The sequence below is a fragment of the Gluconobacter oxydans genome, from assembly GCF_006539685.1.
Classification (GTDB): Bacteria; Pseudomonadota; Alphaproteobacteria; order Acetobacterales; family Acetobacteraceae; genus Gluconobacter; species Gluconobacter oxydans.
In genome coordinates this window covers 12,529-26,979 of sequence record NZ_BJNM01000013.1, presented here as the reverse complement: position 1 = coordinate 26,979, position 14,451 = coordinate 12,529, and the positions used below count along the sequence as shown (strand labels likewise).

Genomic DNA, 14,451 nt, shown 5'->3' with positions numbered 1-14,451 from the left:
CTCTCTGGCCCATCTGAAGACAGACTCCACAAGTCCCGATTGGATTTCTGATGCAGCTCTCTCGCATCTATGCCTCCCTGCCCGAGCGTTTCTCTGCCCCCCTCGCTCCGGCGCCGTTTCGCAATCCGCAGATCGTGGCGCTGAACGAGCCTCTGGCGCGTGAACTCGGCATGGACCCGGACTGGCTGCGCAGCCCGGCGGGGATCGCCTTTCTGAGCCAGGGCCTGCGACCGGACGGCGCCGCGCCGGTGGCCATGGCCTATGCCGGGCATCAGTTCGGGCATTTCGTCCCGAGCCTCGGGGACGGGCGAGCCATGCTGGTCGGTGAAGTGACGGACCGGTCCGGACGCCTGCGGGACATTCATCTCAAGGGCTCCGGGCCAACGCCGTTTTCACGACGCGGGGACGGACGGGCGGCTCTGGGGCCGGTTCTGCGCGAATATGTGGTCAGTGAAGCCATGCATGCGCTCGGCATTCCCACGACACGCGCGCTCGCTGCCCTGACGACGGGGGAAAGCGTTGCCCGCGAGACGATGCAGCCCGGCGGCGTTATCGTGCGGGTCGCCTCCAGCCATGTGCGGGTCGGGACGTTCCAGTATTTCGCAGCGCAGGGCGATATCGAAGGGGTGCGTATTCTTGCGGACCACGTGATCGGACGCCTGTATCCCGACCTGGCAGAGGCGGAAAATCCCTATCTGGCGCTTCTGGAAGCCGTGACCGCACGGCAGGCGGATCTGGTGGCGCGCTGGATGCTGGTCGGCTTCATTCATGGCGTCATGAACACGGACAACATGTCCATCGCAGGCGAAACCATTGATTTCGGTCCCTGCGCGTTTCTGGACGCTTATAATCCAGCAAAGGTCTTCAGCTTCATCGACCAGAACGGACGCTATGCCTATGGCAACCAGCCGGACATGGCGCTGTGGAACCTTGGAAGGCTGGCGGAGGCGCTGCTGCCCCTGCTGGACAGCGATCGCGAGAAGGCGATCGAACAGGCCAAAGACGCGCTGATGCGCTTTGATGACGTGTTCAACGACACCTATCTCGGCGGCTGGCGGCGGAAGCTGGGTCTGGCGCAGGAAGAAAACGGTGATGCCCGGCTGACGGAACGTCTGCTGACGGCCATGCATCGGGGCGACGCGGATTTCACGCTGACATTCCGACGGCTTGGCGACGTGGTTCGGACCGGACAGACGGACAGTCTCGTGGCGCTGTTCGGGCCGGGGTCGGGGATTGAAGACTGGATCGGGGACTGGCAGGCGCGGCTGGGTCGGGAAGAGCGTCCGGTCGAAGCCTGTTACACGGACATGCAGGCGACCAATCCCCGCATCATTCCGCGCAATCACAGGATCGAAGAGATGATCCGGTCAGCGGTGGCGGGCGATTACGCGCCGTTCCACCGTCTGGTTGAGGCGCTGTCACATCCGTTTGATGATGCGGCAGACGGGTTTGAGGTGCCCCCGGCACCTCATGAGAAGGTCATGAATACATTCTGCGGCACCTGACGCGCCGCAGGGGAAAGGATCAGAACAGCCGGATCAGGCGACTTTCGGCGTCAGCAGGCGGCTGCGGTTGAACAGGCTTTTGACCTGGGCATACAGCGCGCCGAAATCCGGCATGCAGGCGTTGTGAAGCGCGCGCACGCTCTCATGCGTGGCATAGAAACGCAGGGTGCTCAGGCTTCCACTCATGATGGCCGTCCCCAGAAAGACGCCATCGACATGAATGACCTTGGAACTCAGCATTGGTCTTCAACCTCGTCATGACTCCCGCGTCGGGAGCACAGAATGTTTCCACGTTCCACACGAGCCCCTCCTCAGGGCTCCACCGATCTGGAACGCGTCACTAACGGGGCTCATGCCACATCGTTGCTTAATGGAACGTGACCTTTTTATGATAGGGCGTGCCGTCTGCGGAACGATCCCGCCCTCTCGCTATGGCGTCACAAGGGCCGGGGGGATGGACTCACCCCGAGCCATGCGGGAAAACGCAAGCCATGTCTCGCAACGCTCTTTCTGCCCCTCACCTGACCGCCGCTGACCAGCCGAATCTGTGGCTGCCTTACACCCAGATGCAGACCGCCCCTTTCCCTGTGGAAGCCGTCAGCACTTCGGGAAGCCGGATCACGCTTGCGGACGGCCGCGAGCTTGTGGATGGCGTGGCGGCCTGGTGGACAGCCTGTCATGGCTACAGCCATCCCCATATTCATGAGGCACTGGTCCGGCAGGCGGAGCGGATGCCGCATGTGATGTTCGGCGGCATGGTGCACGAGCCCGCCATCCGTCTGGCCGCGCGGCTGGCGGCGATGCTGCCGGGCGATCTGGAGAGGGTCTTCTTTACCGATTCCGGGTCAGTCGCGATGGAAGTCGCGATCAAGATGGCGGTGCAATACCACATCAACCGCGGCACGTCGGGCCGGACGAAGATCCTGTCCTTCCGCGGCGGCTATCACGGGGACACGCTGGGCATGATGTCCATCTGCGACCCCGAGGAAGGCATGCACAGCCTGTTCGCCGGCGTGCTGCCCGAGCAGGCTCTGGCCGATCTGCCTGTGGATGGGGACAGTCTGGCCCGGCTTGAAGCCCTGCTGGCGGAACGCGGCGACAGCATCGCGGCCATGGTTACGGAGCCTCTGGTTCAGGGTGCGGGCGGTATGCTGTTCCATGACCCAGAGGTCCTGCGTCATCTGCGCGAACTGTGCGACCGGCACGGGATTTTGCTGATCCTGGACGAGATCTTCACCGGTTTTGGACGCACGGGGACGATGTTTGCCTGTGAACAGGCCGGCATCGTGCCGGATATCGTGGCGCTGTCGAAGGCCCTGACCGGCGGGACCATGGCGCTGGCCGCTACTGTGGCCCGGCGGGGTGTCTTCGAAGCGTTCCTGTCCGACAGCGCCGGACACGCCCTGATGCACGGACCGACCTTTATGGCAAATCCGCTGGCGTGCGCGGTCGCCAATGCGTCGCTGGATCTGTTCGAGACCGAGCCGCGACTGGAGCAGGTCGCCACCATCTCGGCCCAGCTTGCGCGGGAGCTGGAGCCCTGCCGCACGCTGCCCGGCGTGAAGGATGTGCGTGTTCTCGGCGCGATCGGCGTGGTAGAGCTTGAGACGCTGGACGATCCCGATGCGCTCCGCCGGGCCTTCGTGGAGCGTGGCGTGTGGATCAGGCCCTTCCGGAACATCGTCTATCTGACGCCTGCCTTTACCATCATGCCCGAAGAGCTCACACGCCTGACGACAGCCATCGTGGATGTGTTGCGGGAGGGCGCATGAGCCTGTTCGACAGCCACTTCACAGCTACCCTGAGCGAACGCGAAGCCGCCGGAACACGCCGGACCCTACGTCCGGTGGTCCGGCAGGACGGGATGATCGTCCGCGACGGGCGGCGGATGCTGGATGTCTCGTCCAATGACTATCTGGGTCTGGCGGATCATCCGCTACTGCGGGAACGGGCAGCGGACTGGGCGCTGCGCTTCGGAACGGGGGCCCGGGCCTCGCGGCTGGTCAGCGGAACGCTGGATCTGCACCGGCAGGTCGAGACGAAAATGGCCGCCTTCAAGGGCTGCGAGGACGCGATCCTGTTCGCCTCGGGCTGGCAGGCCAACGCGTCCGTCATGCCTGCTTTATGTGCGCTGTCCGTAGCCCGGACGGGCGCGCCGATGCTGGTGTTTTCGGACCGGCTGAACCATGCCAGCCTGCATCATGGCTGCGCGGCGGCAGGCGTGCGGCAGATCCGGTTCCGGCACAATGATCTGTCCCATCTGGAAACTCTGCTGGCCCGCGAGGCCGAAAAACCCGGCCTGCGGATGATCGTGACGGAAAGCGTGTTCTCCATGGACGGAGACCGCGCCGATATTCCGGCTCTGCGGGCGCTGGCCGACCGGGCGGGGGCGTTCCTTTATGTGGACGAAGCCCATGCGACCGGCGTTCTGGGGCCGAAAGGTCGCGGCCTGTCCTGCGGGATGGCTGATCTGACGATGGGAACATGCAGCAAGGCGCTGGGCGGCATGGGCGCTTATGTCGCGGGCTCGAAACCGCTTTGTGACCATCTGGTGAACCATGCGTCGGGCTTCATTTACAGCACGGCTCTGCCCCCTGCGGTTCTGGGAGCGATCGATGCGGCACTGGATGTCGTACCGGGCTTGGATGGGGAACGCGCCCTGCTGCTCAGGCAGGCGGAACGCATTCGGGGCATGCTGCATGGGGCGGCCCTGTCCACGGCGGACTCTACGACGCAGATCGTTCCTGTCCTGATCGGAGAGTCCGAACGCGCCATGGCCGTGGCGACCGGATTGGAGGAAGCCGGTTTCCTGACGGTGGCGATCCGCCCGCCGACCGTGCCAGCCGGAACCGCGCGACTGCGGCTGGCGCTCCATGCCGGGCTGAGAGATGAAGCAATTGATCGTCTGGGGCAGGCCGTTATCGCTCTGACAAGAGACATCGCATGACACGGGCGCTTTATCTTGTGCATGGCTGGGGGTTTGACGCCACCTTCTGGGCGCCAATGCTGACGCATCTGCCGGATGTGAGTACGCAAATCGTCGATTGCGGATATTTCGGCGCAGAACATTGCCCGGCCCTGCCGCAAACGCCCTATCTGGCTGTCGGACATTCGGCGGGATCGCTGGCACTGCTGAGGCAGGACCTGCCGGGATGTGAGGGGCTGGTGTTCTTCAACGGCTTTCCCCGTTTCACAGCCGCACCGGACTTTCCGGACGGGACGCCAGAACGGGTTCTGACCCGGATGCGGGCACGCCTGAAACGTGATCCGGTCGCCGTTCTGCATGATTTCCGCGCTCTTTGCGGAACGGACGCACCCCTTCCCGGCACGCCGGATGTGGATGCATTGGATCAAGGACTGGAAGCACTTCAGACTCTGGATCATCGCCCGCAGGCTACGAATTGGAATGACCGGCTGCACTGGATGACGGGTACGGATGATCCGTTCGGCGCAGCGAAGGCAGGTTTTGCGACACCCGGCGAACGGGATGAAGGCGGCCACCTGCTGCCCCTCACCCATCCCGGAGTTTGCGCAAATTTCGTGCAGCGGTGGCTCGATGACGCGCGCTGATACTCCTGAAAACACCCTGCGCCGAAACAGCATCGCCGCGCGATTTGACGCGGCGGAGGACTATGACGCCGCCGCCCATATCCAGCGCCGCTGCGCCACGGCACTGATGGACCGCATCCGAAGCACCGCCGCAGACCCCACCTCCATTCTGGAATTCGGCTGCGGCACCGGCTTTCTGACGGCACAACTGGCGGCTCATTTCCCGCAGGCCAACCTGCTCGCGACCGATCTGGCGCCTGGCATGATCGCGCGGGCGCGTCAGCGGCTTTCGGAAGAGACCATCCGCTTTCACGTCATGGACGCCGAACATCCGGATATCTCCGGACCGTTCGATCTGATTGCCTCCAGCCTGTGTCTGCAATGGTTCTCGAACCGGAGCGACGGCTTGCGACGGCTCTGCGACCTGCTGGCGCCACAGGGGCGTCTGATGGTCACGACACTGCTGCAGAGCAGTCTGGGCGAATGGAAACAGGCCTGTCTGGCGGAAGGCGCGCCCTGTGGCGTGCCGGATTATCCGTCCGCGCAGACGGTGCAAAGCGAGTGGCGTGCGGGCGGCGTGGGAACATGGGAGGTGCTGACGCTGCAGGATCCCGTCGGCAGTGCGCGGGACTTCCTGCGGGGTCTGCGGCAGATCGGAGCGTCGGTTCCGCGCGCCGGCAGCACGCCTGCCGGAATCGCGGCCCTGCGCCGGGCCATGCGGCATTTTGACCGCACGCATTCCAGCGTGACCTATCAGATCGGCATTGGGACATTCGTGAAATCCGGCGTGAAAACGGAAAGGACAGAGCCATGAATTTTCAACGCGGGGTTTTCGTCACGGGAACGGATACCGGGATCGGCAAGACGCTGGTCAGCGCCATTCTGTGCCGTGCCTGGAACGCCACTTACTGGAAACCGCTTCAGACCGGTCTTGCGGATGAGGAAGGCGATACGCCTACCGTCCGGGACCTTGCCGGGCTGGGTCCTACACGGATCATCCCCCCGGCCTACGCCTTTCAGGCCCCGCTTGCCCCGCTCGCGGCGGGCGACCTGGAAAACGTGACCGTCAATCCAGGACGGCTCGTCCTGCCGCAGGTTCAGGGGCCGCTGGTCGTGGAAGGCGCGGGCGGCCTGATGGTGCCGGTGCGTGAAGACATGATGATCGTGGACCTGATCGAAAGCCTTGGCCTGCCGGTTGTGCTGGTCACACGCAGTGGACTGGGGACGATCAATCACACGCTTCTGAGCCTTGAAGCGCTGCGGCGGCGCGGCATTCCCGTGGCTGGCGTGGTGCCTGTCGGACCGCCGAATTCCGGCAATGAACGGGACATTGCGCGGTTTGGCAAAACGCAGATCCTGTTCCGGATTCCGCATCTCGACGCAATAACAGAAACATCTGTCACCGAATTGTCTGGCAATGTTCCGTTACTTGATGTCTTGCAGCAACAGATTTCACAATAATGTGTCATCCGGGGCGCATGCCATAAAAAGACCGCGCCAGACCTTGTGAAATGGCATCCTCATCATAGAAGAGCACTTCGCAACGAAGGGCTTCCGGCGTATCGCTGGAAGATCGGACTTCGTTTCGGAGATGCCGACAGAAACTGGGATATTGGGAAGAGTATGAGTATCCTGCGCCGTGATCTGGTCAAGCTTGGGGCCGGACTGACCCTTCTAGGAACAGCCTCCCGTATGGCCCATGCCCAGTCCACAGCCACACCCGCAGCGGCTTCTCCACCGGCGGGAACCGCCGCGCCGGAATCGACGCCTTTTGACAATGGCACGGTCCGCCTTCTGGCGCAGCGCCTGTCGAAGAAGCCCTATTCCCCGCCCTCTCCGACGCTGCCCAATGCCATCGCGAATATGGATTTCGACCAGTTCCGCAGCATTGCTTTCAATCCCGAGAAGGCGCTGTGGCATGGTCAGAACCTGGCGTTCGACGTGGAGTTCTTCCCGCGCGGCTTCCTGTACAAACCGCGGATCGGCATGAACGAGGTCACGGGCGGGCAGTCCACGCCCATTCCCTACGATCCAGATCTCTTCACCTATTCCAACCCCGTTCTGCGCGTCACGGATGATCTCGGCTTCTCTGGCCTACGTCTGCGCTATGCGATCAACACGCCGGGTGTCATGGAAGAATGTGCCGTCTTCCTCGGCGCATCCTATTTCCGCGCCGTGGCCAAGGGCCAGAATTACGGACTGTCCGCCCGTGCCTTCGCGGATGGCACCGGCAATCCGAAGGGCGAGGAATTCGCCCTGTTCCGCGAGTTCTGGCTTGAAAAGCCGGAGCCGGGCGTGGAGTCCATCGTCATTCACGCGCTGCTCGACAGCCCGTCCCTGACCGGCGCGTTCCGCTTCACCATCCGTCCGGGCGATACGACCGTCTTCGATGTGCAGTCTTCGCTGTTCCCGCGTCAGGACATCACGGAATCCGGGATCGCGCCGCTCACGGGCATGTTCTATTTCGACGCCAACGAGCGCAATCACGTCGATGACTGGCGTCCGGCCGCGCATGACAGCGAGGCGCTCCAGATCTGGACGGGTGCGGGGCAGCAGCTTTACCGGCCGCTCATCAACCCGACCGACCTCCAGTTCTCGGCCTTCGAGGACAGCAGCCCGCACGGTTTTGGCCTGATGCAGCGCAAGCGCTCCTTCCACGACTACGAGGATCTGGCGCTCAATTACCATAAGCGTCCGTCACTGTGGATCGAGCCCATCGGCAACTGGGGCGATGGTGCGGTCGATCTCGTGGAGATCCCGACGCCCAACGAGGTGAACGACAACATCGTCTCCTTCTGGCGTCCCAAGCAGCCCATGAAGGGCGGCCAGGAATACAGCTACATCTACCGGATGTACTGGGGCTGGGACACGCCGTGGCCGACCCAGATGGCCCGGGTGGCGGCAACGCGGATCGGTGGCGTGACCGATCATGCCGATGCGCGCTTCTTTGCGATCGACTTTACCGGCGCACCGTTCCAGAACGTGCCGCAGGGCACGAATTTCCATCTGATCTCGCAGGCCACGCCCGGCACGATCCGCAACGTCGTGGTCGAGCCGAACCCCGAAATCCAGGGTTGGCGCACGACCTTCGAATTCGTGCCCGGCGATGCGAAAATGTGTGAACTCCAGGCCCAGCTCGCCGGCGATCAGGGTCCGATTTCAGAAAAATGGATGTATCGTTGGACGCCGTGACCGAATTTTCCCCTTCAGCCGGGCCGGCCACAGCCCCGTTCCTGCCGCCGGAAGCGCCGCTGGCCATGAAGGCGCAGAACCTTCACCAGCAGCCGGACCGTCACGGCAGACCTTTCCGTATCCTGCCGACCACGCCGTCCTTCCTGTGGCTGCGCCGCCTGTTCGTTTTTGGCGGCGCGCTCCTGCTGACGGGCTACGGCATGTACAGGATCAACCAGGTCTTCAACTCGCTCGGTGTTTCGGCACTGGGCGTCATCATCCTGGTCCTGTTCGCCATTCTCGCGTTCTGGATTGCCCTGTCCTTCACGTCCTGCCTGGGTGGTTTCGTCTCGCTGATCCGGCGGGGCGGACTGGGGCTTGGCATCCATCGCACGGGACCGCTGCCGAAGCTGAAAAGCCGCACCGCCGTCCTGATGCCGACCTATAACGAGGACCCGACGCGTGTCCTCGCCGGTCTGCGCGCCATTCACGACAGCATTCTCGCGACCGGACAGATCGACGCCTTCGATTTCTTCATCCTGTCCGACACCACCAATCCGGATGTCTGGGTGCAGGAAGAGCGGGCTTTTCTGGAATTCCGCAAGGCCACGAACGGCGACAAACGGATCTTCTACCGCCGTCGTCACAAGAACATCGACCGCAAGGCCGGCAATCTGGGTGACTGGGTCACCCGGTTTGGCTCGTCCTATCAGCAGATGCTCACGCTCGATGCGGACAGCGTCATGGATGGCAGCCTGATCGTGCGCATTACGGCGGCCATGGAGCAGCATGACGGTGTGGGCCTGATCCAGACCCTGCCGGTCATCGTGGGCGGCCGCACGCTTTTTGCCCGGATGCAGCAGTTCGCAGGCCGCGTCTATGGACCGCTGATCGCACATGGCATTGCCTGGTGGCACGGCTCGGAGGGCAATTACTGGGGCCATAACGCCGTCATCCGCACGCAGGCTTTCGCGGAACAGGCCGGTCTGCCGCATCTGAAGGGCCGTGCGCCATTCGGTGGTCACATCCTCAGCCATGACTTCGTGGAAGCCGCGCTCATGCGCCGTGGCGGCTGGGCCATTCACATGGTGCCAGGCCTGTTCGGTTCCTATGAGGAAAGCCCGCCGTCCCTGACGGATGTCGCCATCCGCGACCGCCGCTGGTGCCAGGGCAATCTGCAGCACAGCAAGATCCTTGGCACGAAGGGCCTGCACTGGGTCAGCCGCGTGCACATGCTGACCGGCATCGGCTCCTACATCATGTCGCCGCTCTGGCTGCTGTTCCTGCTGTTCGGCATCCTGATCTCGCTGCAGTCCCATTTCTATCATCCCGAATATTTCGGCACGAAACCCACGCTTTATCCGCACTGGCCGCGGGTCGATCCGGTCCAGGCGAAGCTCGTCTTCATCGGGACGATGGGGATTCTGCTGGCGCCGAAGGCTCTGGCATTCATCGCCATGATGTTCGACCGTGCGGCCCTGCGGGGATCGGGCGGCATTTTCCGGCTGGCAGTTTCCATCGTGCTGGAGACGCTGATCGGCGGCCTGATCGCGCCGATTGCCATGCTAATCCAGACCTCAGGCGTCATCTCGATCCTGCTGGGCCGGGATTCCGGCTGGAACGCGCAGAACCGTGACGATGGCCGGGTGTCACTGAAGGAAGTGGCGCACGGCTACTGGATTTACACGGTGTTCGGGCTGCTTCTGGCAGTCGCGGCCTGGTCGGTCTCGCAGGCGCTGTTCCTGTGGATGACGCCGGTGCTGCTGGGGCTGGTGCTTGCCATTCCACTGGCAGCGCTGACAGCGAGCCGGGATGTCGGGCTGGGCCTGCGCCGGGCCGGTCTGCTGCTGATCGAAGAAGAAACGGCACCGCCGCCAATCCTTCAGCTTGCCGCAGCCAATGATGCGGCGCGGGAACGCGCGGCCCATGCGCCGAACGCTCCGCCGGAAGAGGCTTTTGCCGCACTCCGCCAGAACGCCACGCTTCTCGCCGCCCATGAAGGCGCCCTGCCCCCTCCCCGCAAGCCGGGCAGTCCGATCGATGCCAATCTGCTCGTCGGCCTGGTCAAGCTGAGGGAGGCACCATCCCTGCAGGTCGCGCTGGAACGCCTCTCACGTCAGGAGAAGGCCGCCGTGCTGGGAAATCCCGAAGGCATCCAGCTCATGGAGCAGCTCAAGGCCTGAAACCCCCAGCGCTGTACGGCACAAAAAAACGCCCCGGCCATGACAGCCGGGGCGTTTTTCGTTGAGACGATGAAGCCTCAGTGTCCGACGACGGAAGAGTCTCCGAAGGACTGGGCCTTCTTGACGATGTCGTTACACGTCGTGACGCGCTTGTCCTTGGGCAGGGTGCTGATGTCGAAGACATTGCCGCCAGCCGTCTGGAGCAGGCCCTTGCCACCGAGCGAATAGAACTGGTCGTTCTGGACGTCCGGACGCTTTGCCAGCGTGCGGGATGCCACGATCGGCGACGTGCCGAGCACCAGCTTCTGCTGCACGCAGTAGTAGCTCAGCCCCGCGACGTTGCCGGCCTGGGCGTTCTCGATGGACGGAAGGCCATCCGCGCCCAGCGTGCCCGGCGATGCGGCGGTCAGGATGTTCTTGCCACCAGCAACGGCCTGAAGATTGGCGGACGGCAGGGTGGCCTGCGTTCCGGCCGGGATCGTCGGGACGGGGCTGCTCTGCGGGATCGGCGGCACCGTCTGGGCGACAGCTGCACCCGAAATGGTCAGGCCAGCAGCAGCAAGAACAGCAAAATACTTGTTCGAAATCATGGCACTCTTCTTTCCATATACAGGATGTTCTGTGCGCCCCTGAGAAGGAGATACAGAAATCATCCGGTCTGGAACATCGCGAAGGATGCTCCGTTGCCTTGAGTAACACTCCAGACCGGACGTGGTTTCTTGCGAGATGTCCTTTTTCCTCATGGCCGTCATGCGGGAACTTTTGGATCATCACGTTTTACCGAACACATCAGGGACCTCTGTTTCCCCTTCAGGAGCGGATTGAATGGCGACGGTTTCTGCGTCACAGTTTGCCCATGTCACAGACCCCCGATGCTCCCTCCGCCGCACCCGTTCCTCCCGTCGCCCGCCGTGAGCCGCTGACCACAACGCAGCTTGGCCGGACACGCACGGATTCCTATGCCTGGATGAAGGATGAGAACTGGCAGCAGGTCCTGCGGGACCCGTCTGTCCTGCGCGAAGACATCGCCACACATCTGAAGGCGGAGAACGCCTATGCGGAGGCCGTGCTGGCAGGCATGGAGCCGCTGCGCGAGATACTGCTTCAGGAAATGATCGGCCGCATCCCGCCAGCGGAGTCCTCCGTGCCGGTCCCGGATGGCCCATGGGAATATTATGTCCGCTTCGAGGACGGGGCCCAGCATCCCCTGCGGGTCCGCCGCCCACGCGGCGGTGGCGAGGAGCAGGTGCTTCTCGACGCCGATGCTCTGGCGAAGCAGCATGACTATTATGCGCTCTCGCAGACCGATCATTCCCCCGATCACCGCTATTTCGTCTATGCGGAGGACATTCAGGGCTCCGAGGTCTATCGCATTCAGGTCGAGGATCTGGAGACGGGCGAACTCTGCGCTCCACCAGTGCCGAGCACGACGGGCAGCTTCGCCATTTCTCCCGACAGCCAGTGGCTATTCTGGATCTACCGGGACGACAATGGCCGCCCGTCAAAAATCTATCGGCGCCCGCTGCCGGGGGGCGAGGACGTTCTGGTCTTTGACGAAACCGATCCGGGATTCTTCCTCAGCATCGGCGTCAGCGCATCCCGCAAATGGATCGTCATCGAACGCGGCGACCATGATACCAATGAGACGCTGCTCATCCCGGCGTCTGATCCGACGGCCCTGCCCGTCGTGGCGGCTCCTCTGGTGCGGGGCGAGCGCTATTCCCTGACGCACTGGAACGACCGCTTCATCATCCTGACCAACGCAGGCGGAGCCGTGGACTTCCAGTTCATGCAGACGCCCGACACGGCCACGGGACGCGAAAACTGGACGCCATTCGTGCCGTACCGCGAGGGGCATTATCTGCTGGGCGCTAGCGCTTCACGCGGGCATCTGGCCTGGGCCGAGCGTCGGGATGGAAACATCCATATTCTCGTTGTGCCCGAGGGCACGGAAGGCGGCATCCGCGCGCAGGCCAAGGCCATCGGCATGGACGAGCCCGCCTATGACCTGACGATGCTGGGCACGCTGGAATATGACGCCCCGGTCCTGCGCTACATCTACCAGTCGCCCACCAACCCGGCGCACTGGTACGATTACGACATGGCGAGCGGCGAGCGCGTTCTGCGCAAGATCCGCGAAGTCCCCTCCGGCCATGATGCAAGCCGCTACGAAACGCGCCGCCTGTTCGCAACATCCCCTGACGGCGCACAGGTTCCCATCACAGTCCTGATGCGCAAAGGGCAGGCTCTGGACGGATCGGCGCCGCTGCTTCTGTACGGATACGGCTCCTACGGCATCGCCATGGACGCCGATTTCTCCACGACCGTGTTCAGCTTGGTGGACCGGGGCTGGATCCATGCCATCGCCCATGTGCGTGGCGGGTCCGAAAAAGGCTGGAACTGGTTCCTGAACGGGCGCGGGACGAAGAAGCCCAACACGTTCATCGATTTCATCGCCTGCGCTCGGCATCTCGTCTCGGAAGGCTATGGCTCGGCCGGGCGCATCGTCGCGCAGGGCGGATCGGCTGGCGGTCTGCTGATGGGGGCGATCACGAACATGGCGCCCGAACTTTTCGCGGGCATTGCCGCGCAGGTGCCGTTTGTGGACATGCTCAACACCATGTCCGACGTCTCCCTGCCATTGACGCCGCCGGAATGGCCGGAATGGGGCAACCCGCTGGAAGATCCCGCCGCCTACGACCTGATCGCCAGCTATTCGCCCTATGACAACATCGCGCCCAAAGCCTATCCGCCGCTTCTCGCGATGGGTGGCCTGTCCGACCCGCGCGTGACCTACTGGGAGCCCGCGAAATGGATCGCCAAGCTGCGGGAAGTGACGTCCGGCGGCCCGTTCCTGTGCCGCATCAACATGGAAGCCGGGCACGGCGGTTCGTCCGGCCGCTTCAAAAGACTGGAAGAAGTCGCCCTCGTTCAGGCCTTCGCCATCTGGGCAATCGACAAAGCCTGAAAAGAACTCAACGAATAAAAGTTTTTGGTGAAGCTTTTTTCAAAAAGCTTCGAAGCTCTCCGCCTTTTTGAAAAAAGGCGGAACCCAAAAACTTTTATTCCAAAATCCTCATCTGTGACCGAACAGGTGACGGATGTCGTCGCCGAAATGCTGGAAGGCGGCGTGGGTGGAGCGGTGACGGCGGTTGCCTTCTTCTGACACGACCGTCACGGTGGCCGTCATACCAGCGGCGAGCGTCAGGTCATCGGGGATTTTGTCGATCTTCACGCGGACCGGGATACGCTGCGCCAGACGCACCCAAGTATAGACCGGGTCCACTTCCGGCAGGCCCTGTTTGTTCACCAGCGCGTTGTTGCTGGCGATACCGCGGGTGATGCTCTCGACATGGCCGAAGAGCGGATCGTGATAACCCATCAGATCCATGCGGACGAGATCGCCTTCATCGAGGTCATGGACTTTGGTTTCCTCGAAATAGCCATCCACCCAGTAGGAGCTGGTGTCGATGATGTGGATGTTGACCACACCCGCAGTTGCGAAGTCACCGGGGCGCATGATGAGGTTGGTCACGATGCCGTCGATGGAACTGCGGACTTCCGTTCGCTCCAGATTGATCGCGGCCTGACGTTCCGCAGCCTGCGCCGCATCGTACTGGGCCTCCATCTGCTGGGACAGGGCCTCATACTGCCGTTTTTCCTCGACGGAGACGGCCGTGCCGGGAATGGCCTTGCGCCACTGGGCCTGAACGACACGGAATTCCAGATCGGCCTTGCGCTCGGCAACGCGCGCTTTGGCGGTATCGAGCGCCACCTTGAAGTCAAACGGATCAATGACATAGAGCACGTCCCCCTTGTGGACGAACTGGTTGTCCTTCACCCGCACGTCGAGGATCTGTCCCGACACACGGGGCGCGATATTGGCGACCTGCGCACGCACCTGTCCGTTCCGGGTCCAGGGGGAAGCCGTGTAGTAATCCCACAGAATGACGACCACGAGAGCCGCCACCACGAGAATGCAGAGCGTGATGGTCAAGCGGATCAGGCGATGGGCACTGGCAAGCACGGGACGGTCACCTTGG

General features: G+C 63.0%; 12 protein-coding genes. 9 read left to right on the top strand and 3 right to left on the bottom strand.

The window, feature by feature from the left end; all coding sequences use genetic code 11:
• The first annotated feature begins 50 nt into the window (after positions 1-50).
• A complete protein-coding gene (locus GOX01_RS07190) occupies positions 51-1,505 on the top strand; it encodes a protein adenylyltransferase SelO (protein WP_062269664.1) in 1,455 nt (484 codons plus the stop codon).
• Positions 1,506-1,538: 33 nt separating this feature from the next.
• On the opposite strand, the gene GOX01_RS07185 is transcribed toward GOX01_RS07190, so the two are convergent.
• Positions 1,539-1,745: a hypothetical protein gene (locus tag GOX01_RS07185; RefSeq protein ID WP_024716644.1), complete on the bottom strand. Its 207-nt coding sequence runs from the start codon at positions 1,743-1,745 to the stop codon at positions 1,539-1,541.
• A gap of 251 nt (positions 1,746-1,996) precedes the next feature.
• Between GOX01_RS07185 and GOX01_RS07180 the strand changes: the two genes are divergently transcribed.
• The 7 genes from GOX01_RS07180 (at position 1,997) to mdoH (ending at position 10,408) form a co-directional block, all read left to right on the top strand.
• A complete protein-coding gene (locus GOX01_RS07180) occupies positions 1,997-3,277 on the top strand; it encodes an adenosylmethionine--8-amino-7-oxononanoate transaminase (RefSeq protein ID WP_011252294.1) in 1,281 nt (426 codons plus the stop codon).
• Positions 3,274-4,452, top strand: coding sequence for an aminotransferase class I/II-fold pyridoxal phosphate-dependent enzyme (locus GOX01_RS07175; RefSeq protein WP_011252295.1), 1,179 nt, complete (start codon positions 3,274-3,276; stop codon positions 4,450-4,452). The genes GOX01_RS07180 and GOX01_RS07175 overlap by 4 nt, the downstream gene beginning before the upstream one ends.
• Positions 4,449-5,075 carry an alpha/beta hydrolase family protein gene (locus GOX01_RS07170; RefSeq protein WP_062269662.1) on the top strand — a complete coding sequence of 209 codons (627 nt, stop codon included), beginning with the start codon at positions 4,449-4,451 and terminating at the stop codon, positions 5,073-5,075. Before GOX01_RS07175 ends, GOX01_RS07170 begins: the two co-directional genes overlap by 4 nt.
• The gene (locus GOX01_RS07165; protein ID WP_011252297.1) at positions 5,062-5,868 is read left to right on the top strand and encodes a methyltransferase domain-containing protein; all 807 of its coding nucleotides are present in this window, start codon (positions 5,062-5,064) and stop codon (positions 5,866-5,868) included. The genes GOX01_RS07170 and GOX01_RS07165 overlap by 14 nt, the downstream gene beginning before the upstream one ends.
• On the top strand, positions 5,865-6,515 hold the full coding sequence (gene bioD, locus GOX01_RS07160; RefSeq protein ID WP_062269660.1) for a dethiobiotin synthase: 651 nt from the start codon (positions 5,865-5,867) through the stop codon (positions 6,513-6,515). Before GOX01_RS07165 ends, bioD begins: the two co-directional genes overlap by 4 nt.
• A 162-nt stretch (positions 6,516-6,677) precedes the next feature.
• The gene (locus GOX01_RS07155) at positions 6,678-8,246 is read left to right on the top strand and encodes a glucan biosynthesis protein (protein ID WP_011252299.1); all 1,569 of its coding nucleotides are present in this window, start codon (positions 6,678-6,680) and stop codon (positions 8,244-8,246) included.
• Positions 8,222-10,408, top strand: a complete 2,187-nt coding sequence (gene mdoH, locus GOX01_RS07150) for a glucans biosynthesis glucosyltransferase MdoH (RefSeq protein WP_011252300.1) — start codon at positions 8,222-8,224, stop codon at positions 10,406-10,408. Before GOX01_RS07155 ends, mdoH begins: the two co-directional genes overlap by 25 nt.
• 77 nt (positions 10,409-10,485) lie before the next feature.
• Here mdoH and GOX01_RS07145 read toward each other — a convergent pair whose 3' ends face one another.
• Positions 10,486-10,998, bottom strand: a complete 513-nt coding sequence (locus tag GOX01_RS07145; RefSeq protein WP_024716645.1) for a DUF2501 domain-containing protein — start codon at positions 10,996-10,998, stop codon at positions 10,486-10,488.
• Positions 10,999-11,264: 266 nt separating this feature from the next.
• Here GOX01_RS07145 and GOX01_RS07140 point away from each other — a divergent pair, with 266 nt between their 5' ends.
• On the top strand, positions 11,265-13,376 hold the full coding sequence (locus GOX01_RS07140) for a S9 family peptidase (RefSeq protein ID WP_034953381.1): 2,112 nt from the start codon (positions 11,265-11,267) through the stop codon (positions 13,374-13,376).
• 108 nt (positions 13,377-13,484) lie between these two features.
• Here GOX01_RS07140 and GOX01_RS07135 read toward each other — a convergent pair whose 3' ends face one another.
• Positions 13,485-14,435, bottom strand: coding sequence for an efflux RND transporter periplasmic adaptor subunit (locus tag GOX01_RS07135; protein ID WP_062269658.1), 951 nt, complete (start codon positions 14,433-14,435; stop codon positions 13,485-13,487).
• Between the last annotated feature and the right edge of the window lie 16 nt (positions 14,436-14,451).

Bases quoted from the DNA above. Each gene is read 5' to 3' on its own strand.
- GOX01_RS07190 (WP_062269664.1), top strand. From the start codon at position 51: ATGCAGCTCTCTCGCATCTATGCCTCCCTGCCCGAGCGTTTCTCTGCC.
- GOX01_RS07185 (WP_024716644.1), bottom strand. From the start codon at position 1,745: ATGCTGAGTTCCAAGGTCATTCATGTCGATGGCGTCTTTCTGGGGACG.
- GOX01_RS07180 (WP_011252294.1), top strand. From the start codon at position 1,997: ATGTCTCGCAACGCTCTTTCTGCCCCTCACCTGACCGCCGCTGACCAG.
- GOX01_RS07175 (WP_011252295.1), top strand. From the start codon at position 3,274: ATGAGCCTGTTCGACAGCCACTTCACAGCTACCCTGAGCGAACGCGAA.
- GOX01_RS07170 (WP_062269662.1), top strand. From the start codon at position 4,449: ATGACACGGGCGCTTTATCTTGTGCATGGCTGGGGGTTTGACGCCACC.
- GOX01_RS07165 (WP_011252297.1), top strand. From the start codon at position 5,062: ATGACGCGCGCTGATACTCCTGAAAACACCCTGCGCCGAAACAGCATC.
- bioD (WP_062269660.1), top strand. From the start codon at position 5,865: ATGAATTTTCAACGCGGGGTTTTCGTCACGGGAACGGATACCGGGATC.
- GOX01_RS07155 (WP_011252299.1), top strand. From the start codon at position 6,678: ATGAGTATCCTGCGCCGTGATCTGGTCAAGCTTGGGGCCGGACTGACC.
- mdoH (WP_011252300.1), top strand. From the start codon at position 8,222: ATGGATGTATCGTTGGACGCCGTGACCGAATTTTCCCCTTCAGCCGGG.
- GOX01_RS07145 (WP_024716645.1), bottom strand. From the start codon at position 10,998: ATGATTTCGAACAAGTATTTTGCTGTTCTTGCTGCTGCTGGCCTGACC.
- GOX01_RS07140 (WP_034953381.1), top strand. From the start codon at position 11,265: ATGTCACAGACCCCCGATGCTCCCTCCGCCGCACCCGTTCCTCCCGTC.